General features: G+C 71.8%; 15 protein-coding genes and 1 riboswitch. Of the genes, 4 read left to right on the top strand and 11 right to left on the bottom strand.

Translation table 11 applies throughout. The features are described 5' to 3' along the window. The 7 genes from IH26_RS0129345 to IH26_RS0129375 form a co-directional block, all read right to left on the bottom strand. The gene (locus IH26_RS0129345) at positions 1 to 2,373 is read right to left on the bottom strand and encodes a peptidoglycan D,D-transpeptidase FtsI family protein (RefSeq protein ID WP_030439483.1); all 2,373 of its coding nucleotides are present in this window, start codon (positions 2,371 to 2,373) and stop codon (positions 1 to 3) included. A gap of 2 nt (positions 2,374 to 2,375) precedes the next feature. Further along, complete coding sequence (gene ftsL, locus IH26_RS56240; protein ID WP_157437449.1) at positions 2,376 to 3,785, bottom strand: cell division protein FtsL; 1,410 nt, start codon at positions 3,783 to 3,785, stop codon at positions 2,376 to 2,378. Continuing rightward, complete coding sequence (gene rsmH / locus IH26_RS0129355; protein ID WP_030439485.1) at positions 3,782 to 4,840, bottom strand: 16S rRNA (cytosine(1402)-N(4))-methyltransferase RsmH; 1,059 nt, start codon at positions 4,838 to 4,840, stop codon at positions 3,782 to 3,784. The genes ftsL and rsmH overlap by 4 nt, the downstream gene beginning before the upstream one ends. A 265-nt stretch (positions 4,841 to 5,105) precedes the next feature. Beyond that, positions 5,106 to 5,537 carry a division/cell wall cluster transcriptional repressor MraZ gene (gene mraZ, locus IH26_RS0129360; RefSeq protein ID WP_030439486.1) on the bottom strand — a complete coding sequence of 144 codons (432 nt, stop codon included), beginning with the start codon at positions 5,535 to 5,537 and terminating at the stop codon, positions 5,106 to 5,108. Positions 5,538 to 5,969: 432 nt separating this feature from the next. Further along, positions 5,970 to 6,722, bottom strand: a complete 753-nt coding sequence (locus IH26_RS0129365; protein ID WP_030439487.1) for a TVP38/TMEM64 family protein — start codon at positions 6,720 to 6,722, stop codon at positions 5,970 to 5,972. A 35-nt stretch (positions 6,723 to 6,757) separates the two neighbouring features. After that, positions 6,758 to 7,471, bottom strand: a complete 714-nt coding sequence (locus tag IH26_RS0129370; protein ID WP_030439488.1) for a type 1 glutamine amidotransferase — start codon at positions 7,469 to 7,471, stop codon at positions 6,758 to 6,760. Then, complete coding sequence (locus IH26_RS0129375; protein ID WP_030439489.1) at positions 7,461 to 8,684, bottom strand: Mur ligase family protein; 1,224 nt, start codon at positions 8,682 to 8,684, stop codon at positions 7,461 to 7,463. Before IH26_RS0129375 ends, IH26_RS0129370 begins: the two co-directional genes overlap by 11 nt. Positions 8,685 to 9,128: 444 nt before the next feature. Next, positions 9,129 to 9,253: riboswitch (cyclic di-AMP (ydaO/yuaA leader) on the top strand. A gap of 6 nt (positions 9,254 to 9,259) precedes the next feature. On the opposite strand from IH26_RS0129375, the gene IH26_RS0129380 reads away from it, so the two are divergent. Continuing rightward, the gene (locus IH26_RS0129380; protein ID WP_030439490.1) at positions 9,260 to 10,075 is read left to right on the top strand and encodes a C40 family peptidase; all 816 of its coding nucleotides are present in this window, start codon (positions 9,260 to 9,262) and stop codon (positions 10,073 to 10,075) included. A gap of 64 nt (positions 10,076 to 10,139) precedes the next feature. Here IH26_RS0129380 and leuS read toward each other — a convergent pair whose 3' ends face one another. Both leuS and IH26_RS0129390 read right to left on the bottom strand, forming a co-directional pair. Further along, on the bottom strand, positions 10,140 to 12,938 hold the full coding sequence (leuS, locus tag IH26_RS0129385) for a leucine--tRNA ligase (protein ID WP_030439491.1): 2,799 nt from the start codon (positions 12,936 to 12,938) through the stop codon (positions 10,140 to 10,142). Between the two features lie 179 nt (positions 12,939 to 13,117). Beyond that, positions 13,118 to 15,967: a M36 family metallopeptidase gene (locus IH26_RS0129390; RefSeq protein WP_030439492.1), complete on the bottom strand. Its 2,850-nt coding sequence runs from the start codon at positions 15,965 to 15,967 to the stop codon at positions 13,118 to 13,120. A gap of 333 nt (positions 15,968 to 16,300) precedes the next feature. On the opposite strand from IH26_RS0129390, the gene IH26_RS0129395 reads away from it, so the two are divergent. From IH26_RS0129395 to IH26_RS0129405, 3 genes are read left to right on the top strand one after another with little or no spacing between them, the layout of a single operon-like run. Continuing rightward, positions 16,301 to 17,347, top strand: a complete 1,047-nt coding sequence (locus IH26_RS0129395) for an AAA family ATPase (RefSeq protein ID WP_030439493.1) — start codon at positions 16,301 to 16,303, stop codon at positions 17,345 to 17,347. 2 nt (positions 17,348 to 17,349) lie between these two features. Continuing rightward, a complete protein-coding gene (locus IH26_RS0129400; protein WP_030439494.1) occupies positions 17,350 to 18,645 on the top strand; it encodes a DUF58 domain-containing protein in 1,296 nt (431 codons plus the stop codon). Then, positions 18,642 to 21,092 carry a transglutaminase TgpA family protein gene (locus tag IH26_RS0129405; protein WP_030439495.1) on the top strand — a complete coding sequence of 817 codons (2,451 nt, stop codon included), beginning with the start codon at positions 18,642 to 18,644 and terminating at the stop codon, positions 21,090 to 21,092. Before IH26_RS0129400 ends, IH26_RS0129405 begins: the two co-directional genes overlap by 4 nt. 1,003 nt (positions 21,093 to 22,095) lie before the next feature. Here the strand turns inward: IH26_RS0129405 and IH26_RS0129410 are convergent. Both IH26_RS0129410 and dinB read right to left on the bottom strand, forming a co-directional pair. Continuing rightward, entirely contained in the window at positions 22,096 to 22,482 is a 387-nt protein-coding gene (locus IH26_RS0129410) for a DUF3040 domain-containing protein (RefSeq protein WP_030439496.1), read from the bottom strand. Between the two features lie 99 nt (positions 22,483 to 22,581). After that, complete coding sequence (gene dinB / locus IH26_RS0129415) at positions 22,582 to 23,877, bottom strand: DNA polymerase IV (protein WP_030439497.1); 1,296 nt, start codon at positions 23,875 to 23,877, stop codon at positions 22,582 to 22,584. Positions 23,878 to 23,915 lie beyond the last annotated feature (38 nt).

A 23,915-nucleotide genomic window follows, 5' to 3' on the forward strand; every position in this document is an offset into this window, starting at 1 on the left:
TCACGCGTGGATCCGGAAGGTCGGCGGCTTGGTGGCGGACGGCGGCACCCGGTTCTGCAGCAGCGCGTACGACATCATCTGGCTGAACGCCGGCGCCGCGACCTCGCCGCCGCTGGCGTTCGGCACCTCGGCGGAGACCGCGATGACGAACCGCGGGTTCTCGGCCGGCGCCATCCCGATGAACGACCCGTAGTTGCTGCTCGTGTACTGCCCGTCGACCAGCCGCTTGCCGGTGCCGGTCTTGCCCGCCACCCGGTAGCCGTTGACCCGGGCCAGGGTGCCGGTGGCGTCCGCGTTGTCGACCACGGCCTCCATCATCGTGCGCAGTTCGGCGGCGACGTTCGGGCTCAGCACCTGATGCGTCGCGGGAGCCGGCGCGTTGGTGACCTTGCCGTCCGTGCCGGAGATGTACGACTTGATGATGTGCGGCTGGATGTACGTGCCATTGTTGGCGATCGCGCCGTAGCCCGCCGCCATCTGGATGAGCGTGGCGTCGACGCTGTGCCCGATCGGCACCGAACCGGACGCCGACGGGCTCCACTCGTCCGGCGCGAGGATCTTGCCCTGCGCCTCGCCGGCCACGCCCTCGTTGGTGGACTGCCCGAGCCCGAACTTCTGCTGGTACTCGTACACCCGCTGCTTGCCGAGCTTGTCGCCGATCAGGATGGTGCCGACGTCGGAGGAGAGCGCGAGCAGGCCCGGCATCGTCATCAGGGTGCCCTTGGGCTGCGGGTGACTGTCCGGGAAGGTGTAGCCGCCGCGCTTGATCGCCGGGCCGATGGCCAGCGTCGAGTCCGGCGTGATCAGGCCCTCCTGCAGCGCCGCGCCGAACATGAACGCCTTGTGCACCGACCCGGGGTCGGCCACGATCGCGCTCGGCACGTCCTCCCGGTCGGCGGACGAGTAGTCCAGCGGCTTCTGCGCGTTGTACGGCGGATAGCTGGCCTGCGCGAGCACCTCGCCGGTCTTCGCGTCGAGCACGACCGCCCCGCCGATCGACGCCTTCCACTTGCGCAGCTCGTCGCCCAGGATCTGCTGCACCTTGTACTGCAGGTCGGCGTCGATGGTCAGCTCGATCGAGGTGCCCGGCTGCGGCTCGACGCGGCGCTGGTAGCCGCCCGGGATCGGCGCGTTCAGGTCGCCCTTGCCTATCTCGAACTCCTGCGAGCCCGGGGTGCCGCGCAGCAGCGAGTCGTACCGGCCCTCGATGCCCTCGAGGCCGGAGTTGTCCGCGCCGGTGAAGCCGATCAGGTTCGCGGCCAGGTCGGCGCCCGGCTCGTCGCGGCGCTCGTCCTGCCGCACCACGATGCCGTCCAGCTTCATCGCGGCGATCCGCTCGCCCACCCCGATGTCCAGGCCCTGCTTGAGGAACTCGAAGCGGGACTGCCCGCCGCCGGGCCGGTTGTGCTTGGTCATCTTCGGGATCAGCTTGGAGGCCGGCACGCCGAGCAGCGGCGCGAGCGTGGCCGCCTCCTGGGTCACGTTCTTGACCAGCACCGGGTCGACGGCCACGTAGCGGGCCTCGACGCTGTGCGCGAGCACGGTGCCGTCCCGGTCCAGGATGCTGCCGCGCGGCGCGGGCAGGGTGATCTCGCTGATCCGGTCCTGGCGCAGCTTGATCAGCCGCGCCGCGTCGGCCGGCGACGAGGCCACCTGCAGCACGACGAGCCGCACGCCGATCATCACGAACAGCGACAGCGCCAGCACGGTGCCCAGCCGCAGCCGCTTGGTGGGGTTGGCCAGCTTCGGCGGTTCGGGCGCGATGGCCCGCACGGCCCGGCCCTTCGGTGCGGTGCCGGCCTTGCCTTTTGCGGTGGTTCGTTCCTTTCCCGTACGGGCGGAGAGCGGTGACCGCACGTCGCGCGCCGGCTTGCCGCTCCCCCGCCTGCCGGCCGCCACGCCCTCGCGGACCCGGACGCCACGGCCGGCGGCCCGCTCCCGGCGCTGCCTGAGCTCGTCCCGGTCGTCCTCGACCGGCTCCGGGCGGCGGCTGCGCGGCGGCTCGCGGCGCGGGTCACGCTGCTCCCGGCGGCCGGTGTCGTCGCCGGCCGGCGGCTGGGTCCCGGGCGGCTGGGTCCCGGGCGGATCGGTCTCGGCCGGGCGCCGGCCACGCTGCGGCCGGCCGCCGTCGAGCACCTGCAGGGCGGGGCGGAACGGGTCGGTGTTGCGGCCGGCACGCGGCGAGCGGGTGCGCTGGTCGCGCTCGGCCAGGGTACGGCCGCGCGGGGTGTACGCCCGCGCGTCGCCGATGCCGAAGCCCCCGCGGCCCCGGCCGGTCTCCTCGGTCCCGGTCCCCTCGGTCGGAAGGTCACGAGACGTGCCGCGCCGGGGCTGCTCGCCCCGGCGCGGTGTGTCGTCGTTTCGCGGCGGCATGGTTACTGCCCGGTGCCCGTGGTGGCGCTGTTCGTCCCGGTCATCTGGCTCCCGTCCGCGGTGGTCCCGTTCCCGGCCGTCGTGCCGTTCCCGGTGGTGCCGTTCCCCGCCGTGCCGTTCCCGGCCGTGCCGGTGGCCGCCGTCCCATTCCCGGTCGTGCCGGTGCCCACCGTGCCGGTGCCCTGGGTGCCGGCGGTCGTGCCGGCGCCCTGGGTGCCGCTGGAGACGCCGGTGCCCTGCCCGGCGGCGGGCGCGGTCTGGCCCACACCCGCGCTCGGGCCGGTCGACGCCGTGCCGGCCGGCGTGGCGCCGTCCTCGGCGGTGACCGCCGGCTTGCCGTTCGCCGGCGTGAGCACGCCGATGATCTTGCCGTCGGGCAGCGTGATCATCGCCGGCTTGTCCGCCTGGACCAGACCGAGCCGGCGGGCCGCGGCGCCCAGGTTGCCGATGTTCGACACCGCGACCAGCTGGTTGTCCAGGTCCTGCTGCTGGCTGTCCAGGGCGGCGCCCTGCTTCTGCAGGTCGGCGATCCGGAACGAGTTCTCGTTGGTCTTCGTGTTGATCATCAGGATGCCGAGCACCCCGACGATGACCACGCCGATCACCGAGGCCACGAACGGCGCCCGCGGCGTGCTGACCGGCGCCGGCGGGGCGACCCGCAGCATCGGCGTGACGACCTCGCCGGTGGTCCGGACCGGACCGGTGACCCGCAGCGGCTCGGCCGCCACCGGCTCGACCTCGATCGGCTTGAGCGCCGCGGTGCCGTCGACCGGCGCGACCACGACCGGCCGCCCGCCGCGCACGTCCCGGTTGTCCCGGAGCCGCCCGCTGCGCACGCCCTTGCCCAGCCCGCGCTCGGCCAGCACGCCCAGGTCCCGCTTGCGCCCCTCGACCGCGCCGGTGTCCCGCTTGCGCGCCTCCACCGGACCGGTATCGCGCTTACGGCTCTCCACCGGACCCGTGTCGCGCTTACGGCTCTCCACCGGACCCGTGTCCCGCTTGCGGGTCTCGATCGGGCCGGTGTCGCGCTTGCGGGGCGCGATCGGGCCGGTGTCGCGGCGACGGGGCGCGCCCGTCTCCGCACGGTTCCTGCCGATCGTCGGCTCCGGCCGGCGGCCCTTGCCACGGGCCGGCTCCGACCCGGAACGGCGCTGCTCACCGCGTACGGAATCGGCATTGTCCTGGGCCCGGGCCCGCGGCAGATCGCCGCCCGATCCCCGGATCCCGGACCGGCGCGTGTCGGCCCGGCCCTCGTCGGCACCGTCGAAGTGGCGCGCCCCCCGGCCGTCACTTCGTCCGCGGCCGCTGTGCTGGCCCGTTCCCTGCTGGGTCTGCGCATCGCGTGCCGGCACCGTCCCGCGCTGATCCTTGACCCGGCCCCCCGACCGTGGCGCGTGCGTGCGCTCGCTCATGCTTTCCCCTCCCCCTCGTCGCGTTCCCCCTGGCGTAACCGCCGTCGTCCCCCGTGCGTTGACATCCGGGGACGTTCGCGGGCGTCCCCCGTCGTCGTGTCCTGCCGGCCGAGGCGCTCGACCGCGCGCAGCTTCACCGAAGCCGCCCGCGGGTTGGCCGCGACCTCCTCGTCGGTCGGCGGCTCCGACCCCCTGGTCAGCAGCCGCAGGGTGGGACCGGTCCCGGGCAGCTCGACCGGCAGGTCGATCGGCCCGGTGCTGCGCGTCCTCGCGGTGAGTTCGCGCTTGACGATCCGGTCCTCCAACGATTGGTAGCTCATCACCACAAGGCGGCCTTTCGGCGCCAATGCGTCCAAAGCCGACGGTAGGGCCGACTCCAGCGCGGCGAGCTCCCGATTTACCTCAATACGTAGCGCCTGAAACGTTCTTTTCGCGGGATTTCCACCCGTTCGTCGCGCGGCGGCCGGGATCGCCTCCTTGACCAGCTCGGCCAGCCGGGCCGTGGAGGCGATCCGCCCCTTCGCCCGCTCCCGCACGATCGCCGAGACGACCCGCGGGGCGAACTTCTCCTCGCCGTACTGCCGCAGGATCCGGACCAGCTCCCCCGGCTCGTACTCGTTCACGACCTGCTCGGCGGTGATCCCCGCGGTCTGGTCCATCCGCATGTCGAGCGGGGCGTCCTGGGCGTACGCGAAACCGCGGTCCGCCTCGTCCAGTTGCAGCGATGAGACACCCAGGTCGAACAGGCCGCTGTGGATCCGCTCGTACCCGAGGTCGGCGAGCACCTGCGGGAGCTCGTCGTAGACCGCGTGCACGAGATGGGTCCGGGCGCGGTACGAGGCCAGCCGGTGCCGGGCGTGCGTGAGCGCCTCGGTGTCCCGGTCGAGCCCGATGAGGACCACGTCGGGGAAGCGCTCCAGCACGGCCTCGGCATGGCCGCCGAGCCCGAGCGTGAAGTCGACGTGCACGGCGCCGGGCAGATCGAGCGCGGGCGTGAGCAGCTCGAGGCAGCGCTCGAGCAGCACGGGCACATGCGTGCCACGAGGCTCCCCCATGTCGACCCCCTTTGCCCACCCGGCCGGTCACCATCGCCTGTCCCGGCCCGGACGTCGTCCGTACCGCCAGATCCCCATCCGCTCGTGTCCCCGGCTGTCGTTCCGGCGCCGCCCGTTGCCGGCGGGCGTTGCCGGTCCTTTCCGGTCCGGACACGCGCCTGGCGCCGGGGAAGAGGCGCCAGGTGCGGGAGCGGCTGGAGATCTCGCAGTACGGGCGGTGACGTCGTCCGGGGCCGTGATCGGCGGCCCGGCAGGGTTTCCCGCCCTACAGTCCGCCGGGCAGCACCCCCTCCTCGATGTCGGCGAACTCGTCTTCGCTCGCCGCGAGGTAGTCATCCCAGGACTGCTTGTCCCAGATCTCCACCCGGGTGCTCGCCCCGATCACCACGAGGTCGCGATCCAGGGTCGCGTACTCCCTCAGGTGGGCCGGAATGGTCACCCGCCCTTGCTTGTCGGGCACTTCGTCATGAGCGCTGGCGAAGAACACCCGGCTGTACGCCCGGGCGGCCTTGTTGGTCACCGGCGCCTCGCGAAGCTGACCCGCGATGCGCTGGAACTCCGGCATCGGGAACACGTACAAGCAGCGTTCCTGCCCCTTGGTGATCACGACACCTCCCGCCAGCTCATCTCGGAACTTGGCCGGAAGGATCAGCCGCCCCTTGTCATCGAGGCGCGGGGTATGGGTGCCGAGGAACATCGGCCGTCCACCCCCTGCCCCCAGCGGTTCGCGGTCCGCCTGTCAACTCGGGCCGGCAGGCCTCCCAGGTCCAGTCCCCCTCGCCCTGCCACTGCGCTCCACTCTACTCCACTTCCCTCCACCCGCAAGCCGAATGAGCACGCTCGCCGATCACCATCGCCGCCAAAGTCCCAGCTCACAGCCTTCTCCCAGAAGTGGAGCGGATGCCCAAGATCAACCCCGTCGCCAACCCGACACCCCGCGTGCCCGCCCGCACATACCACCCCAAAAATCCCCAAACCTCTCGCTACCACACCGTGTCAACCCCTCCCGGGGAGGAAAGTGGAGCCCGTCGTGGAGCGAAGTGGAGGCCCGACATGGAGCGCGGCGGGGCCGGGCGGAGAAGCAGAACGCCCGCCGCTGGGAAGCGACGGGCGTTCGGAGAGTCTTGGGTCAGGCGTCGACGGACTGCCCGGTAAGAGCCTCGGCGGCGGCCTGGCGGCGGGCGGAACGCTTCCAGCGCCAGACGATCGTGGTGGTGAGCGTGAAGCCGATCAGGGCCGGGGTCAGGCTCAGCGGGTTGAGGCCGTGCGGGTTGGCCACCGCCGCGCCGATCACCGCGTAGCTCACGGCGGACGGGATCGAGGCCAGGAATGTGCCGAACAGGTAGCGCTTGCGGCACACGCTCGTCGTGCCGTACGCGTACCCGATCAGCCCGAACGGCGCCAGCGGCAGGAAGCGCACCAGCAGCACCGCGGAGAGGCCGCGCCGGTTCAGCCAGCCGTCCAGGCGGGCGAGCCGGCCGCCGGCCCGCGCGTGCAGCACGCCGCGGCCGGCCCAGCGGCCCGCATAGTAAGTAGCCGCCGCCGCGATCACCGCGGCGGCCAGGGCCGTCACCGCGCCGGTCGCCGCGCCCAGCAGGGCACCGCAGGCGATCGTGATGGCGGTGCGCGGCACCAGCACGGAGAGCAGCAGGCCGCCGACCACCGCGATCGCCACCGGCGCGACGTGGCCCAGGGCCAGGATCGCGGCGCCGATCTCGCGCAGCGGGAGGACGGCCGCGGCGACCGCGAGGCCGCCGACGACGACGCCCAGGACGCCGAACCGGACGACACGGCGTTTCCAGCCCAGGCCGGCCGCCGGTGCGGGCAGCGCGGTGGTCGGAGCGGCCGTGGCCGGGAGAGGCGCGATCAGGGTGTCAGTCATGCAGTCGTACCGCCCAACTGGTTGTCGATTACTGGTCAATTGCTCGCCGCGGCGAGCCTTTCGGCGCGGAGTCGCTCCGGCCAGGTGTCGTCAACGGGTGGAAGACTATCCGCGCCGATGGCCCAACGCAGTAGCAGATCGGCTATAGCTGGGTTGCGAGCGAGCGCCGGCCCATGGGAGTACGTGCCCAGGATCTTGCCGTGCCATGCGCCCTCGGTCTGACCGTCGTTCCCGATGCCCACGGTGACCCGGGCCAGCGGCTGGACGCCGGGCCCCAGGTGCGTACGCCCGCCGTGGTTCTCGAAACCGGTCAGCGGGGGCAGGCCGAGCCGCGGGTCGATGTCGCCGCGCAGTTCGCCGACGGCCCGGGTCTCGCCGCGGTCGGAGTGCAGGTCGAGCAGCCCGAGGCCGGGGCATTTCGCGCCCTTGGCGAAGAACGAGTGCCCGAAGAGCTGGTAGCCGGCGCAGATCGCGAGGACCGCCGCGCCCTGGTTGACCGCCCGGTGCAGCCCGCCGTCGGCGATCAGGCGCTGCGCGGCCAGGGCCTGCGGGCCGTCCTCGCCGCCGCCGATCAGGTAGATGTCGGCCATGGAGGGCATCGGCTGGTCCGAGCGGATCTCGTACGTCTCGACCGGAATGCCGCGCATCGCGGCCCGGCGGGCGAGAATCAGCAGATTGCCCCGATCGCCGTACGTCGAGAGCAGATCCGGATAAATCCAGACGATCCGCAACGTGCTCTCAGTTGACACGGTCCAACTCCGCTCGAATGTCCTGGAACGCCGTGTAATTGGCGATCACTTCGAGGCGGCCGGGCGGTACTGCCTGGATCGCCTCGTCGAAAGTCCTAACGTGCCGGAAGGCCACACCGTTCACCTCGAGGCGTACGGCCAGGTCAAGCGCCCGGTCGCCGGTGATCAACACCAGCCGGTCGCGGAGCGGCGCGAAGTTCACGTCATACAACCAGGAGGTGTCAAGTCCGTCGGGGTCGCGGGCGTTCACCGAGAGCAGGGTGGGCGCCTGCTCGGCCATGTCGAACGCCTCGAGCCAGCTTGCCGGGTTCTTGGCCAGGAGCAGGCGGACGTTGCGTCCGTCGCGGTCGACCTGGGCGTAGCGGCCGGCCACCGAGGCGACCGTGGCCAGGTGCGGGAGGGCCTCTATCGGGCGGACCCCGAACTCGGCCGCGACGGCGAGCGCGGTGGCGGCGTTACCCAGGTTGACCTGCCCGGGGAGCTGGAGCTTCACCAGGTGCCAGTCGCCGCGCGGGTCGACGACGCCGTCGTCCTCGACCCGCCAGTGCGGGCGCGGGCGGCGCAGCGGGCAGCCGGTGCACCACCAGTCGCCGCCGTTGCGCTCGATCGGGTCACCGCTCTGCGGGCAGACGAACGAGTCGTCGTGCCAGCGCTGGCCGGCGCTGAACCAGGTGACCTGCTGGCCACTGCCCTCGGCGGCCCAGACCACCATGGGGTCGTCCGCGTTGGCCACCACGCGTACCTCGGGGTGGCCGGCGAGGGCGTCCCGCCAGAGCTGCGCCATCATCGCCACCTCCTTGGCCCGGTCGAGCTGGTCGCGGGAGAGGTTGAGCAGGGCGACGACGCGCGGGGTGGTGGCGTCGATGACCCGGGCCAGGTAGTGCTCGTCGACCTCGAGGACGGCGAACGGCGTGGTGCCGGCCTTGGCGAGCGCCGACGTGTGCCCGGTCGGCATGTTGGCGCCGAACGAGTTGGTGGCGACCCGGCCGATGTGCGACACCGCGGCCGCGGCGAGCCGGGTCGTGGTGGTCTTGCCGTTGGTGCCCGAGATCAGTGCGACCGCGCGCCCCGAGGCGAGGTGCGCCAGCAGGTCGGGGTCGATTTTGAGGCCGATCCATCCGCCGATGACCGAGCCGTCGCCGCGGCCCGCGGCCCTGGAGAGCGCCGCCGCTGTCTTCGACACGCTGGTCGCCACCTTGGCCCGCAGGGGCATCTTGCCGTCCGTCACGGGAGACGAGGTTACCCGACCGGCGGTTACCCCGGGTTGATGGCGGCGCGCAGGCTACCCGAACCGCCCCTGGCCAGCGAACACGGGGTTGCCGCGACTTTTTGTGTGTCGTGTTTCACCCGTAACCTTCCACGAGTGGTGATCACTCAATGACCGTACGTCATGGCATTTGTCTCCTCCAGGTAACAAATTGGACACCCACCAATGTGCCAAACACGCTGAGTGATGGATACACAACGGACGATCTAGCGAAATTGCTGGTAGCAAGGTTGCGCCGGTCCAGCATGGAACGGCTCGCGACGATCCGGCTCACGCCGAGCCCTGCCCCGGGTCGAGCGTCGCGACCACGAAGCACGCACGACCACAAAGGCATACGGGGGCAGGGACGGGGGACCCACAGCTTCTCGAGAGAGACAGCCGGTCCGCCCCGGCCGCCACCCGCTCCGGTGCCGGCGTACGGGGCAACCTCGGGGTGAAGTCGGCCACCACGGCGACCGGGCAACCTTCCCGCCCGAACCCGACAGCTAACCTCGCAGGCGTGCCGGAGGGATTCCCTTACCGTGCCTCAGCACAGTTCGAGCCGGCGACGTCGTCTGTCCGTCGGCACCGGTACCGCCGCGCTCTCCCTGGGCCTCTGCCTCTGCGCCGGTCAGCTGATCTCGACTCCGGCGGCCAGCGCGGCCGCCCCGGTCCTGACCGCCGCCCAGGCCAGCGCCAAGGTCAATCTCACCGTAGGGACCAACGTCAGCGCCGGGACGATCAACAAGGGTCAGCAGGTCCGGGTCACCGCCCGGTACTTCAACTCGAAGACCGGCAAGGCCGTGACGTACGGCTGGGTCCGCCTGCAGGCCTACCGTGGCGGCAAGTGGGTCACCCAGTCCGCCGCCTCGGTCAACAAGGCCGGTACCGTCAACCTGTACATGCGCCCCGCCTCCAGCGTCTCCCTCCGTGCGGTCTACCTGGCCAACGCCGGGTACAACCAGCACACCGGGAAGTCGGTGCGGGTCACCGTGCGCAGCGGCGTCGGCGCGCGGATCCTGGCCGAGGCCGCCTCGCACACCGGCGCGCTGTACAAGTTCGCCGCGGCCGGGCCGTCGCGGTTCGACTGCTCCGGCTTCACCATGTACGTCTACAAGAAGGCGGCCGGCAAGAGCCTGCCGCACAAGGCCAACGACCAGCAGCGCTACGGCACGGCCGTCAGCAAGGGCTCGGCGCAGATCGGCGACCTGATCGTCTTCCGCTCCGGCTCGTACGGCTACCACGCCGGCATCTACGCCGGTAACGGCTACATGTACGACTCGCCGCACACCGGCGCGCGGGTCGGCAAGCACAAGATGTACGGCAGCAACTACGTCGTACGCCGCATCGCGGCCTGACGTAACGGCGAAGCAGCAAGGGGCGCCCCGCGGTTCGCGAGGCGCCCCTTGTGTGTCTGCGAACTCAGACGACGACCGAGACCAGGCGCCCCGGCACGACGATGACCTTCTTGGGCGTACGGCCGGACAGCGCCTCGGCCACCGCCTCCAGCGCGGCCGACCGTACCTCGGCCTCGCCGGCCTCCGGGGAGACCTCGACCCGGCCGCGGACCTTGCCGTTGACCTGCACCGGATAGGTGATCGACTCGGCCTTCAGCTGGGCCGGGTCGGCGACCGGGAAGTCCGCGTAGGCCAGCGAGCCGTCGTGGCCCAGCTTGCGCCACAGCTCCTCGGCCAGGTGCGGGGCGAACGGCGACACCATCAGCACCAGCGGCTCGACCGCCTCGCGCGACACGGTCGGCAGTGGGGTCAGCGTGTTGGTCAGCTCGATCAGCTTGGCGATCGCGGTGTTGAAGCGCAGCTCGTCCAGGTCCTCGCGGACGCCGGCGATGGTCCGGTGCAGATGCTTGCGTACGGACGGCTCCAGCGGCTCGTCGCCGACCCGGGTGGCGCCGCTCTCCTCGTCGACCACCAGCCGCCAGACCCGCTGCAGGAAGCGCTGCGAGCCGACCACCGCGCGGGTCTCCCACGGGCGGGAGACGTCCAGCGGGCCCATTGCCATCTCGTACACCCGGAAGGTGTCGGCGCCGTACTGCTCGCACATCTCGTCGGGGGTGACGACGTTCTTCAGGGACTTGCCCATTTTGCCGTATTCGCGGAAGACCGGAGCGTCCTCGTAGAAGTACTGGCCGTCGCGCTCGACGACCTCCTCGGCCGGCACGATCACACCGCGGGCGTCCCGGAACGCGTACGCCTGGATGTAGCCCTGGTTGAACAGCTTGCGGAACGGCTCGAAGGACGAGACGTGGCCCAGGTCGTACAGCACCTTGTGCCAGAAGCGGGCGTACAGCAGGTGCAGCACGGCGTGCTCGACGCCGCCGACGTACAGGTCGACGCCGCCGCAGTCGCCGTCCCGGGCCGGGCCCATCCAGTAGGCCTCGTTGTCCGGGTCGACCAGCGCCTTGTCGTTGCGCGGGTCCAGGTAGCGCAGCTCGTACCAGCAGGAGCCGGCCCACTGCGGCATGGTGTTGGTCTCGCGGGTGTACTGCTTCGGGCCGTCGCCCAGGTCCAGCTCGACCCGCACCCAGTCCTTCTTGCGGGACAGCGGCGTCTCCGGCTCGCTGTCCGCGTCGTCCGGATCGAACGTACGCGGGGAGAAGTCGTCCACATCCGGCAGCACGACCGGCAGCATCGACTCGGGCAGGGCCACCGGCAGGCCGGTCTCGTCGTACACGATCGGGAAGGGCTCGCCCCAGTAGCGCTGCCGGCTGAACAGCCAGTCGCGCAGCCGGTAGGTGGTGGCGCCGCGGCCGTGCCCGTGCTGCTCCAGCCACGCGATCATCGCGGCCTTGGCCTCGACGACGCCCTTGCCGTCCAGCCAGTCGCTGTTGATCGCGGGCCCGTCCCCGGTGAAGGCCCCTTCAAAATCCTCCGGAGCCTTGACCGTACGGATGATCGGCAGCTCGAACACCTCGGCGAACTCCCAGTCCCGCTCGTCCTGGCCGGGCACCGCCATGATCGCGCCGGTGCCGTAGCCGGCCAGCACGTAGTCCGCGATGAAGATCGGAATGCGCGCCTGGTTAACCGGATTTGTCGCGAATGCTCCGATAAAGACGCCGGTCTTCTCCTTGGACTCGGTCCGCTCCTCGTCGGTCTTTGCCGCGGCCTGCGCCCGATAGGCGGCGATCGCCTCGCCGGGCGTGTCGAAGCCGCCGGTCCACTTCCGATTCGTCCCATCCGGCCATTCGGCGGGCGCGATCTTGTTGACCAGTTCATGCTCGGGCGCCAGCACCATGTAGGTAGCGCCGAACAGCGTGTCCGGACGAGTGGTGAACACCGGGATGTTGTCCGATTCGACCGGGAAGTCGACGTGTGCGCCACGCGACCGGCCGATCCAGTTGCGCTGCATCAGCTTGACCGGCTCCGGCCAGTCCAGCGTGTCCAGGTCCTCGATCAGGCGATCGCCGTACTTGGTGATCCGCATCATCCACTGCTTCAGGCTGCGCTGGAAGACCGGGAAGTTGCCGCGCTCGCTGCGCCCGTCCGGCGTGACCTCCTCGTTGGCCAGCACCGTGCCCAGGCCCGGGCACCAGTTGACCGGCGCCTCGCTGATGTACGCCAGGCGGTGGTCGTCGACCAGCTTGCGCCGCTCGACCGCGCTCAGCGAAGCCCACGGCTCGCCCGGGGTCGGGCGCGTGCCGGCCTCGAACTCGGCGATCAGGGCGGCGATCGGGCGGGCCTTGCGGACCTTCTCGTCGTACCAGGAGTTGAAGACCTGCAGGAAGATCCACTGCGTCCACCGGTAGTACTCGGGGTCGGTGGTCGCGAACGTGCGCCGGTCGTCGTAGGCCAGGCCCAGCCGCCGCAGCTGGCCCTTGTACCGCTCGACGTTGGCCGCCGTGGTGACCGCCGGGTGCGTGCCGGTCTGCACCGCGTACTGCTCGGCGGGCAGGCCGAAGGCGTCGAAGCCCATCGGGTGCAGCACGTTGAAGCCGGCCATCCGCTTGTACCGGGTGTAGCTGTCGGTGCCGATGTAGCCGAGCGGGTGACCCACGTGCAGTCCCGCGCCCGAGGGGTACGGGAACATGTCCTGCACGTGCAGCTTCGGCGCGCCGGCCCGGGGGTGCGCCGGGTCGGCCAGGGCGCCGGCCGGGTTGGGCGCGTGGAACGTCCCGTGCTCGGCCCACCAGGCCTGCCAGCGCGGCTCGATCTCGTTGGCCAGCGCGGCCGTGTAGCGGAACCGCGGGGTCTCTGACTCGCTCATCGTCTCGGCATCTCAATCAGTCTGTGGACACAAAAAAGCCCCTCGCTCAGGAGGGGATCGCCGTGCTGTGTCCGTCTAACGGCGGCGGCAGCACGGCCGGCTAAGAAGCAGGAACGGCCGGGCCATGCGTGCATGATACCGGTCGCCGCGCAGAGGCGGCGACCGGTATCACCCGTCTATCAGGCGGCCGGTCCGTAGACCGACAGCTCGGTGGAGTCCAGGAACACGCAGCTCGCGTCCGGGGCCGGCTGGCCCGGCGGGCAGAGTCCGGCGTCCTGGCCCTGGGTGGTCAGCATCGTGTACCGGACGTACCCGACGCCGGTGCCGGTGCCGGCGGCCAGCGCGACCGGGGTCGGGGTGACCGTGCCCCGCGGGAAGGTGCCGGCCGCGGCCTGGGTCCAGGTCGTGCCGTCGGGCGAGGTCTCCACCCGATAGCCGCCGGTCGAGACGCTGGCCGGGTCGCCGCAGGTGGCCGACGGGTTGATCACCAGCTGGCTGATGTTCACCTTCCCGGACAGCTTCAGGACGACCGTCTGCCCGCTCGCGGACACGTCCGAGCCCCAGCCGGTGCCCTGCGACTGGTCGATCAGGAAGGCCGGGCCACACTGCGGGGAGTAGTCCGGCCCGGTGAAGCTGACCACCTTGCCGCCGCCGCTGGAGGCCGCCCAGTCCTTGCGGACCGCCCAGTTCTTCACGACCGCGTGCGACGGGATCGACAGCGTGGCGACCTGCTGGTCATATCCGGCGCCGCGGGCGAAGACCTTGGCGTACGTGCCCGGCAGAATGTCGGAAATCTTGTAGCTGCCGTCCGCGGCCGTGGTGGCCATGAGGTCGCCGGCGAAGCCGGACGCGTGCCCGCCGAAGCCGACGGTGAGGCCGGCGACCGCCGTGCCGGAGTCCGCGTCGGTGACCTTGCCGGTCAGCGTGCCGCGCGGGGTGTTCGCGGCCGGCGGCATCGAGAAGTCCTCGACCGGCTGCGTGTCGGCGCCGTCCAGGCTGGCGGCGAAGTAGCCCATGCCCCGGTTGGCGAAGACCTTCCAGATCGTCTTCTGCAGCTTGCCGCCGTCGACCACCAGGTCGGCCGCCAGGATCGAGTTGCGCTCGTCCAGGTAGGACGGGTTCGCCGGGGACAGCTCCATGGCCCGGGTGACCAGCGACTCGGCCTTCTTGCTGCCGATCGCCCGCCGCAGGTCCCACAGGGTCTGGCCCCAGATCTCGCCGTCCGCGTGCACCTCGGTGCCGCGCGCGGAGATCAGGCCGAAGTCGCCGTACGTGTAGCCGCCGGGGCCGGCCGCCGCGGTGCCCGGGCAGACCGTCGCGGGCGCGCCGACGGTGCAGTCCAGCGGCTCGGTCCGGATCGTGCCGCCGCCGTCGACGTACTTGCCGACCATCACGTCGCCGACCTTCGCGGTGTCCTTCTCGAGGCCGGTGTCGACCAGGTAGTCCAGCGCGTACCAGTCGCTCCACGCCTCGCCCATCGAGCGGGGCTGGGCGGAGCCGAGCGTCGAGTTGCCGTTGGCGTCGACGACCAGGCGGTTGGACAGGCCGTGGGTGTACTCGTGGAACACGACACTCGAGTCGTCACCGGAGTTGCCGGCGATGAACCGGGCATCCGGCAGGAACAGGTACATCTGCATGACCGGCGGGATGCCGTCGGGCATGGTGTTCATGTTGGCGTTGTCGACGTGGTTGGCGTCCGGCAGGCCGTTCGCGGTGTTCGCGCCGTCGTCCGACTGGCCCTGCACGGCGTCGCCGTCGACCGCCTCGAAGTTGCCGGCGGTACGGGTGAAGCCGATCGGCCTGGCCGCCAGGTGGTCGTGCCAGGTGCCCAGGAAGTAGTACATCTGGACCGCGTTCTGCGCCCGGTTGGCCTGCCAGGAGTTCGCCGTCTTCGGGTCCCACGAGCACTTGAACGCCGCCGAGCAGCGGCCGCCGACGGTGCCGCTGAAGTCCACGAACGGGAACTGGAAGCTGCGCTTGCCGGAGGGCGCGACCTCTTCGGTCGGGTTCGCCACGTTGTCGTCGTTCACGTCCGAGTAGACGTGCGCGACGTTGCCGGCCAGTCGCGGCGAGTCGTTCGGCAGCCACTTGCTCAGGCCGACCGTCTTCTGCGTACCACCCTTCGGAGCGCCCGGGTAGTTGTAGAAGACGTCGCCGGCGTCCGCATCGACGGTGTTCTGCCGGTACAGCACCTGGTCGGTGGCCGCGTCGATCACGTGCACGTAGCCCTGGTCGACCGCGATCGTCTCCCATGCCAGCCGGGGCCCGCCGGCGGCCTGGAAGTAGACCAGCTTGGCGTTGCCGCCGTCGCTGAACGAGGTCTTGCGGGTGGCGCCGGCCTCGGTCCTGGTGACCTTGGCGGCGGAGGCGCCGAAGACGTCCTTGACGGCCGCGTCCCGCGCGCCGGCCGCGGACACCGTGGGCGACGCGGCCGCGGCCGGGAGCGCCCGGAGCGGCGAGCCGTCGATCTGGATGATCCGCCCGTCCTTGGTGATGTGCGCCTTCAGGCCGTTGCCGAAGACCGGCACGCCGCCGACCGACTGGACGAAGCTGAGGTGGTGCGTGCCCTCGACGTCGACGTAGTCCTGACGCAGGGTGAGATTCGCGATCGCGGCCGGGCCGAGGCCGAAGACGTCCTGGTGAGCGGCCAGGTAGTCGAGCGCGATCGGTACCGGCTTCTGCTTGCTCGGCGCGGTCAGGAAGCCGTCCAGCCGGGCGACCCGGCGCGGCGTCCCGGTCGAGTTGTCGACGTCGACGATCCCCTGCACGCCGAGCGAATCCCGCAGCTTGTTGACGGCCGCCGGCGCCGCGGTCGGCACGATCGCGGCGCGCAGGGCGGCGGTCGGCTGCGCGGCGGCCGCGGCGCCCAGGCTCGCCCGGCTGTCGTAGTCGGCGCGGCGCTGCTGCGAGCGGTCCGCGACGGTCTTTTTCTGAACCGGCTTCTGCTCCGGCGCGGCCTGCGCGGTGGCCGGCAACAATCCGGCCAGCAACACCACGCCGGCGGCCGCCGCCCCCACCCGCCGGGTCACGGTCGGTACGGATAACGGTCTCAAATCATGCCCCTCTCGACCGGGCTCGGTGCAGCCCGGCCAGGAGCGGACGCCCTCGCCGGCCGCACCCCACTTGTGTGGCCCGTCGATGGCTGACTCTGTCCGACGATCGGAGAATGTAACTAGATCTATGTCTGATTCTTTACCTATCCGATACCGCGGTCCGGTTGACGCTCGCCGCCACGGGCCCGCGGCTGGGGTCGGCGGTTTGGTGTGATCGGGCTAACCTGTGGGGACGGGCGGCGTGCCAGCAGGCCCGGGTACCCCTCGCTGCCCATTTCGCGGCCTGCGAACGACTTGGGAGGAAGCCTCGTGACAACCCCGACCTGGGACAAGCCCGGTGGGCCGATGGCGGGCGAGGAGTTCCGCTCCGCGACCACGGCCATCATGGCGAACATCGAGCGCGTCATCGAGGGCAAGGCGGCCACGGTTCGGCTCGCGCTGGCCGTCCTGCTCGCCGAGGGTCACCTGCTGATCGAGGACGTGCCGGGCGTCGGCAAGACCAAGCTGGCCAAGGCACTGGCCCGGTCGATCGACTGCTCGGTCCGGCGCATCCAGTTCACGCCCGACCTGCTGCCCAGCGACGTGACCGGGGTCAGCGTCTACAACCAGGAGACCCGGGACTTCGAGTTCAAGCCGGGCGCGGTCTTCGCCAACCTGGTGGTCGGCGACGAGATCAACCGGGCCTCGCCGAAGACCCAGTCCGCCCTCCTCGAGTGCATGGAGGAACGCCAGGTCACGGTCGACGGCACCACGTACGAGCTGCAGTCGCCCTTCATGGTCATCGCGACCCAGAACCCGATCGAGATGGAGGGCACCTACCCGCTGCCCGAGGCGCAGCGTGACCGGTTCACCGCCCGGATCGCGATGGGTTACCCCGATCCGCGGGCCGAGCTGGCCATGCTCGACGGGCACGGCGCCCACGACCCGCTGAACGACCTGCGCCCGGTGGCCGACGCCGGGCTGGTCCGCCGGCTGATCGCCACGGTCCGCGACGTGCACGCCGCCGACGCCGTCCAGCAGTACGCGATCGCCCTGGTCACCGCGACCCGCGAGGCCCCGGAGATCCGGCTGGGCGCCTCCCCCCGGTCCACCCTCCAGCTGGTCCGTACGGCCAAGGCGGTGGCCGCCCTCGAGGGCCGCGACTACGTGCTCCCCGACGACCTGCAGACGCTGGCCGTGCCGGTCCTCGCGCACCGCCTCATCCCGACCGCGGACGCCCAGCTCAACCGCCGTACCACCGATGCCATCGTGGCCGAGATCCTGCACCGGCTGCCGCTGCCGCACGAGCGCAACCGCTCGCCGTACGACACCCGGCCGAACACCGGCGGCGCCCAGTACGAGCCGCGGGGGCGCTGATCATGCGGGAGGCCTTGCGGGGACTGACCACGCGCGGCCGATCGTTCCTGGCCGCGGCGGCCGCGGCCGGCATCTCGGCGATCGTCCTGGGCGAGCGTGACCTGCTGCGGGTGGCGGTGCTGCTGGCCGCGCTGCCGTTGCTGGCCGCGGCGTACGTCGGCCGCAGCCGGTACAAGCTGGCCTGCACCCGCTCCCTCGAGCCCGGCCGCGCGCCGGTCGGCTCCAGCGCCCGGGTCATCCTGCGCCTGCAGAACCTGTCCCGCCTGCCCACCGGCACGCTGCTGCTGGAGGACAAGCTGCCGTACGCGCTGGGCAGCCGCCCCCGGGTCGTGCTGGAACGGCTCGGCGCCCACCAGGCCAGCTCGGTCGCCTACACGGTCCGCGCCGACGTGCGCGGCCGCTACCCGATCGGCCCGCTGGTGATCCGGCTGACCGACCCGTTCGGCCTGTGCGAGCTGACCCGCTCGTTCCCGAGCATCGACCGGCTGACCGTGATCCCGCAGGTGTACCCGCTGCCCACGGTCCGGCTCGGCGGGGAGTACGCGGGCACCGGCGACAGCCGCGCCCGGTCGGTGGCCGTGCACGGCGAGGACGACGCCGCCACCCGCGAGTACCGCCGCGGCGACGACCTGCGCCGGGTGCACTGGCGGTCCACGGCGCGCACCGGCGAGCTGATGGTGCGCCGCGAGGAGCAGCCCTGGGAGAGCCGGGCGACGGTGGTGCTCGACACCCGGGTCTACGCGCACCGCGGCGAGGGCCCGACGGCCAGCTTCGAGTGGGCCGTCTCGGCCACCGCGAGCATCGCCATGCACCTGCGGCAGGCCGGCTACAAGCTGCGCCTGGTGACCGGCTCGGGCATCGACATCGACGCGTACGAGGGTGGCGAGAGTTTGATCCTGGACACGCTCGCCGACGTGAAGCTGGATCGGCACGGTGACATCGCGTTGCTGGTCGAACAGGTCCGGCGCCGCTCGGACGGCGGCCTGGTGGTGGGCATCTTCGGCTCGCTCACGGTGGCCGAGGCCGAGCTGCTGACCGGCCTGCGCGGCAACGGCGCCACCTGCATCGGCTTCGCGGTCGACAGCTCCACCTGGGTGTCGATGACGCCCGGCGAGCGGCAGGAGGCCGACCGGGAGCACGCCGCCGCGGCGCTCGCCCTGGTGCACGCCGGCTGGCGCTCGGTGCCGGTCACGCACGGCGCCACGCTGCCCAACCTGTGGCCGGCCGCCGCCCGCGGCTCGAGCGGCTTCGCCTGGCGGGCCGCGATGGCCGAGACCGTCGGCGGGGTGATCCGATGACCGGCCGCCGTCGTCTCGGGATGGTCGCCGCCGGCGCCACGCTGCTCGCGGCCGCCCCGATCTCGTCGATCTTCGAGTCGTGGAGCTGGCTGGTCCGGTGCATCGTGGCGGTCGGCCTGATCGCCGGGGCGGCGCTGCTCGCCCGTACGGTGCGCTTCCCGGTCTGGGCCCAGGCGCTCAGCATGGTCGTGACCCTGCTGCTGACCCTCACCTGGATGTTCCCCAGCGGCCACGAGATCCTCGTCCCGCAGCCGGCCACCTTCGGCCACTTCGCCGACCTGGTCACCCAGGCCGGGCAGGACACGAGATCGTACGGCGTGCCCGTCCCCGACCGGGACGGCCTGCTGTTCATCACGGTCCTCGGGATCGGCTCGGTGGCGATCGTGGTCGACCTGCTCACCGTCGTCGCGCGCCGCCCGGCCCTGGCCGGCCTGCCGATGCTGGCGATCTACTCGGTGCCGGTCGCGATCTATGTGGACGATGTGCCGATCCTGCCGTTCATCATCGGCTCGATCGGCTTCCTCTGGCTCCTGGTCTCCGACAACATCGATCGCGTACGCCGTTTCGGTCGCCGCTTCACCGGTGACGGCCGCGACGTGGACGTCTGGGAGCCCTCCCCCCTGGCCGCCGCGGGCCGTCGCCTCGGCGTGGTCGGCGTGGCCACGGCCGTGCTGCTGCCGCTGCTCATGCCGAGCATCACCGGCGGCCTGCTCTCGCAGATCACGCAGAGCGGCAGCGGGATCGGCGACGGCACCGGCATCGGCGGGGGCGGCGGCAAGATCAGCCTGTTCGCCGCGCTCAACGGGAACCTGACCCAGGGCGAGACGGTTCAGGTGATCAAGCTGACCACCAACGAGCAGGAGCCCTTCTACCTGCGCTTCGGCGTCGCCGACCAGCTGACCAACCTGGGTTTCGGCAGCCGCAACCCGACCGGCAACTCGATCAACCGGGGCCTGGCCGACCCGCGCAACAGCACCGCCGGCGGCGAGTTCCAGCAGTACCACGCGCAGATCGAGATCAGCGACAGCTTCCGCCAGACGCTGCTGCCGATCTACGCCAACACGATCCAGACCAGCGATCTCGGCGGCGGCTGGTCCTACGACCCGAACCAGCAGGTGATCTACTCCGGCCGGCAGACCACCAAGGGGAAGAAGTACAACTTCGACTATGTACGCGCGACGTACACCGAGTCGGAGCTGCGCGGCGCGCCGGCGCTGAACCGGGACGACCCGCTGCGCACGCAGTACACGAACACGCCGCGGGACCCGTACGTCGACAACCTGGTGGCCGGCCTGATCAAGGGCAAGACCAACGACTACGACAAGATGCGCGCGCTGTACAACTACTTCGCCAAGACGAACGGCTTCACCTACAGCCTGTCCACCCAGCCGGCCGGCTCCAGCTCGGAGATCGCGGCGTTCCTGAAGAACAAGGTCGGCTACTGCCAGCAGTACGCGGCGGCGCTGGCCTGGATGGCGCGGGTGGCCGGGATCCCGGCGCGGGTCGCGTTCGGCTTCACCAAGGGCGCCCAGCAGGGCAACTCGTGGGTCATCACGAACCGCAACGCGCACGCCTGGACCGAGATCTACCTGAAGGGCTTCGGCTGGATCCCGTTCGACGCCACGCCGGCCTCCAGCGTGGCCGGCTCGACCCGGACGGACTGGGCGCCGAACGTCGACCAGACCTTCCCGACGGCGTCGTCGTCGGCGGGCACGGCGGCGCCCGGGGCGAGTTCGTCGGCCGCGGCCGGCAACTCGAACCGGCTGGACCGCGACCCCGACGCCGCGGGCCTGGGCGGCAACATCAACGGCGGGGCGACGCCGATCTCGTACACGACGCTCTGGACGATGGCGGGCGTGGCGCTGCTGATCGCCCTGCTGCTGGTGCCGGCCCTGCGCCGGCTGATGGTCCGCCGCCGCCGGCACGCCGCGACGGTCCCCAAGGCGCCGAAGGTGCTGGCCGCCTCGGGCGCCGGCCCACCGGGCGAGCACGACATCGTGGTCACCGCCGAGGCGGCCCAGGCCCGCGAGGACGCCCACGCGGCCTGGGACGAACTCCTCGACACGATGATCGACTACCGCATCCCGGTCGATCCGACCGAGACGCCCCGGGTCACCGCCCACCGCCTGGTCGGCGAGGCGGTCCTGCTGGAGGAGCCGGCCGCCGCGGCCACCCTGCTGGGCACGGCCGAGGAGAGGGCCCGCTACGCGCGAAAGCCGCTGCAGGGCGCCGAACTGACCGCTGCGCTGCACCTGGTACGCAAGGGCCTGGCCCGCTCGGCCAACCGCCGCACCCGGCTCACGGCGTCCCTGTTCCCGCCCTCGGTGCTGCTGCGCTGGCGCCTGGGCCTCGCCGAGACCTCCACCCGAGCCGCCGCCACCGCAAGCCGCTGGCGCGAGTCAATGTCCCGCTTCAGCCCCCGCCGCCTCCTGGCCCGCAGCCGCTGACCCCCCGCAGCCGCTGACCCCCCGCAGGCTGACCCCCGCAGCCGCTGACCCCCCCCCGCGGGCGCCGCCACCCGCGGCGTCCGCGGGGTCCGCAGGGTCCGCGGGGTCCGCGGGGTCCGCGGCCCCACCCAACCCCGCACACCACCCACCGCCGACCCACCCGCCACCGGCCCACAATTCACCGACCCACCCGCCGCCGGAAGCTCACCGCCAGCCCGCCCACCACCGGGCCGCCCACCACCGGCCGCCCACCGCCAGCCCGCCACTCACCGCCGGACCACTCATCGCCGGACCGCCCAACCCGGACCGCCCAACCCGGGCCGCCCAACCCGGGCCGCCCACCACGGGCCGCCCAATCCGGACCGCCCACCACGGGCCGCCCAACCCGGACCGCCTACCACGGGCCGCCCAACCCGGACCGCCCAACCCGGGCCGCCCACCACGGGCGGAGACGCCCAGCGTGTCGGCGCCCAGCACGACGACCTGGCCCTGCGGCCGCCCTCCACGGGCCGCCCACGCCGGAGCGCTCACTGCCGGGCCCGCCCGCCCCGCCGGATCGCTCGCCGCCGGGCCGCCCACCGCTGTAGCGCTCGCTCCGTCACAGCCGCGCTACCGCCGAGCCGCACCACTAGCACCACCCCAACATGGCCCCGCACGCCCGGACCGCCCCGATCTTGGAGCGCAAGCGCTCGGAGCGCACACCAACACAACTCCGCTCACCCCTCCGCCCCGATCTTGGAGCGCAAGCGCTCGGAGCGCACACCAACACAACTCCGCTCACCCCTCCGCCCCGATCTTGGAGCGCGGCTTCGCGGACACGAGAGACCCGCGGCACAAATCGGACGCCGCGCGAGTCAGGCGGCGACCCGCGCCATAGGTGCCCCGGGCGCGCGGGCATCGATAAACGGCGATGGCGGCCCGAGGCCGCCATCTGCCGGTCGCGTGGCGCCGGGGCGCCCGCGGTGTTCAGGATGTGTGCGCGCTCGTTGCCGGGCGCGCAGGGTCAGCGGTGTCCTTCCGGGCGCTGACGCCACCGGTCTTCCAGCCGGTCGATGAATCCTGCCTTGCGGGTCTGGCGGGTACGGCGTGTCGCGGTGCCGCCCACGGCGTGCAGGTCCGGAGCATTGCCCTTGCGACGGGACTGCATCGCGAAGGCGGCCGAGCCGAGCATCACCACGAAACCGGCCACGCCGAGGGGCGTGTTGCCGATGACGGTTCCGAGGACCACCAGGCCGAGGCCAACAATGATCACGAACGCGGCGAACAGGAGCCGGCGCCGTGCGTGGAAACGCGGGTCGCTGGCCCGCACAGCCGAGGCGAACTTGGGGTCCTCGGCAAGCGACCGCTCGATCTGATCGAACAGCCGCTGCTCGTGCTCCGAGAGCGGCACGGCATTCCTCCCCGGGCGCATATCCCAATCCCGAAGCGGGGTCGGGGTGAAACAAGGTAGGTGGCGCGGGACAGCCGTCGGCTGCCTTACCGAGCAAGTCTACGAGTGGGTTGGCGGCTCGGAAAGCGGGACGACCGTCCGCTCCGGGTGATTTTCGGTGCGGCGTAGATCGGTTCGTCCCAAAAGACTGGCTGGACCGACGCTGGCGCGCCCGAATCGGGCCGCGATCGCGTCGGTCGCGGCTTCCGCCTCGCGCCAGCCGCGCTCCGGCTCACCCAGGCTGAGCTGGCGTGACGTGGTGGCGGCGGCGGTCAGCCCCTCGACCCGGACGCCGACGAGCCGAATGTGATCGGTCGCACCGAGCGCCTCGAACAGCGCCCACGAGGTCTCGAATATCTCACGGGCCACATCGGTGCTGGTCGGCATCGTGCGTGACCGGTTGACCGTACGGAAGTCGGCGAGCCGCACCTTGATCGCCACGGTGCGCCCGACCTGGCCGCTCGCCCGCAGCCGGGCACCCACTTTGTCGGAAAGCGCGAGCAGGCTGCGCCGCAGCAGCACCCGGTCGGCCACGTCGGTGTCGAAGGTCATCTCGGCGCCGATCGACTTGTCGACCTGCTCGGGGGTGACCCGGCGCGGGTCGCGACCCCAGGAGAGCTCGTGCAGGTGGACCGCGGCCGCCTCGCCGAGCGCGCCGCGCAGCATGCCGACCGGCGCCCGGGCCAGCTCACCGACGGTGGTCAGGCCGAGCCGGCGCAGCGTCTCGGCGGCCCGCTCCCCCACGCCCCAGAGCGACTCGACCGGCAGCGGGTGCAGGAAGTCGAGCACGAGCGGGCCGGGCACGACGACCATGCCGTTGGGTTTGGCGCGGGTCGAGCCGAGCTTGGCCACGAATTTCGTCGGCGCGACCCCCACCGAGCAGGTCAGCTGTTGCTCGGCGAACATCCGCTCGCGGATCCGCGCGGCGATCTCCGCGGGCCGGCCGAGCAGCCGCTGCGCGCCGGCCACGTCGAGGAACGCCTCGTCCGAGGAGAGCGGCTCGACCAGGGGAGTCATGTCTCGGAAGATGCTCATGACCGCCTCGGAGGCGGCCGCGATCGACGGCCCGTCGACCGGCAGGAAGATCGCCTGAGGGCAGAGCGCCCGGGCCCGCGCCGTCGGCATGGCGCTGCGCACCCCGAACCGGCGCGCCTCATAACTGGCCGAGCTCACCACCCCGCGCGGCCCGATGCCGCCGACCACGACGGGCTTGCCGCGCAGCTCGGGCCGGGACCGAACGGCGACCGAGGCGAAGAACGCATCCATATCGACATGCAGGATCGTGCAGCCGGCGTCATCCGCCTCCGGCCCGAATCGCGGGTCACGCCCCCGCGGCACCGCCTGACTACGTCCCACGCCGGCGACCCTAGCCCCACCCCCTGACAAAAATGGGG

The sequence above is a fragment of the Actinoplanes subtropicus genome, from assembly GCF_000721705.1.
Taxonomy (GTDB): domain Bacteria; phylum Actinomycetota; class Actinomycetes; order Mycobacteriales; family Micromonosporaceae; genus Actinoplanes; species Actinoplanes subtropicus.

Bases quoted from the DNA above. Each gene is read 5' to 3' on its own strand.
- IH26_RS0129405 (WP_030439495.1), top strand. From the start codon at position 18,642: ATGACCGGCCGCCGTCGTCTCGGGATGGTCGCCGCCGGCGCCACGCTG.
- ftsL (WP_157437449.1), bottom strand. From the start codon at position 3,785: ATGAGCGAGCGCACGCACGCGCCACGGTCGGGGGGCCGGGTCAAGGAT.
- rsmH (WP_030439485.1), bottom strand. From the start codon at position 4,840: ATGGGGGAGCCTCGTGGCACGCATGTGCCCGTGCTGCTCGAGCGCTGC.
- IH26_RS0129365 (WP_030439487.1), bottom strand. From the start codon at position 6,722: ATGACTGACACCCTGATCGCGCCTCTCCCGGCCACGGCCGCTCCGACC.
- IH26_RS0129345 (WP_030439483.1), bottom strand. From the start codon at position 2,373: ATGCCGCCGCGAAACGACGACACACCGCGCCGGGGCGAGCAGCCCCGG.
- mraZ (WP_030439486.1), bottom strand. From the start codon at position 5,537: ATGTTCCTCGGCACCCATACCCCGCGCCTCGATGACAAGGGGCGGCTG.
- IH26_RS0129375 (WP_030439489.1), bottom strand. From the start codon at position 8,684: ATGCCCCTGCGGGCCAAGGTGGCGACCAGCGTGTCGAAGACAGCGGCG.
- leuS (WP_030439491.1), bottom strand. From the start codon at position 12,938: ATGAGCGAGTCAGAGACCCCGCGGTTCCGCTACACGGCCGCGCTGGCC.
- IH26_RS0129400 (WP_030439494.1), top strand. From the start codon at position 17,350: ATGCGGGAGGCCTTGCGGGGACTGACCACGCGCGGCCGATCGTTCCTG.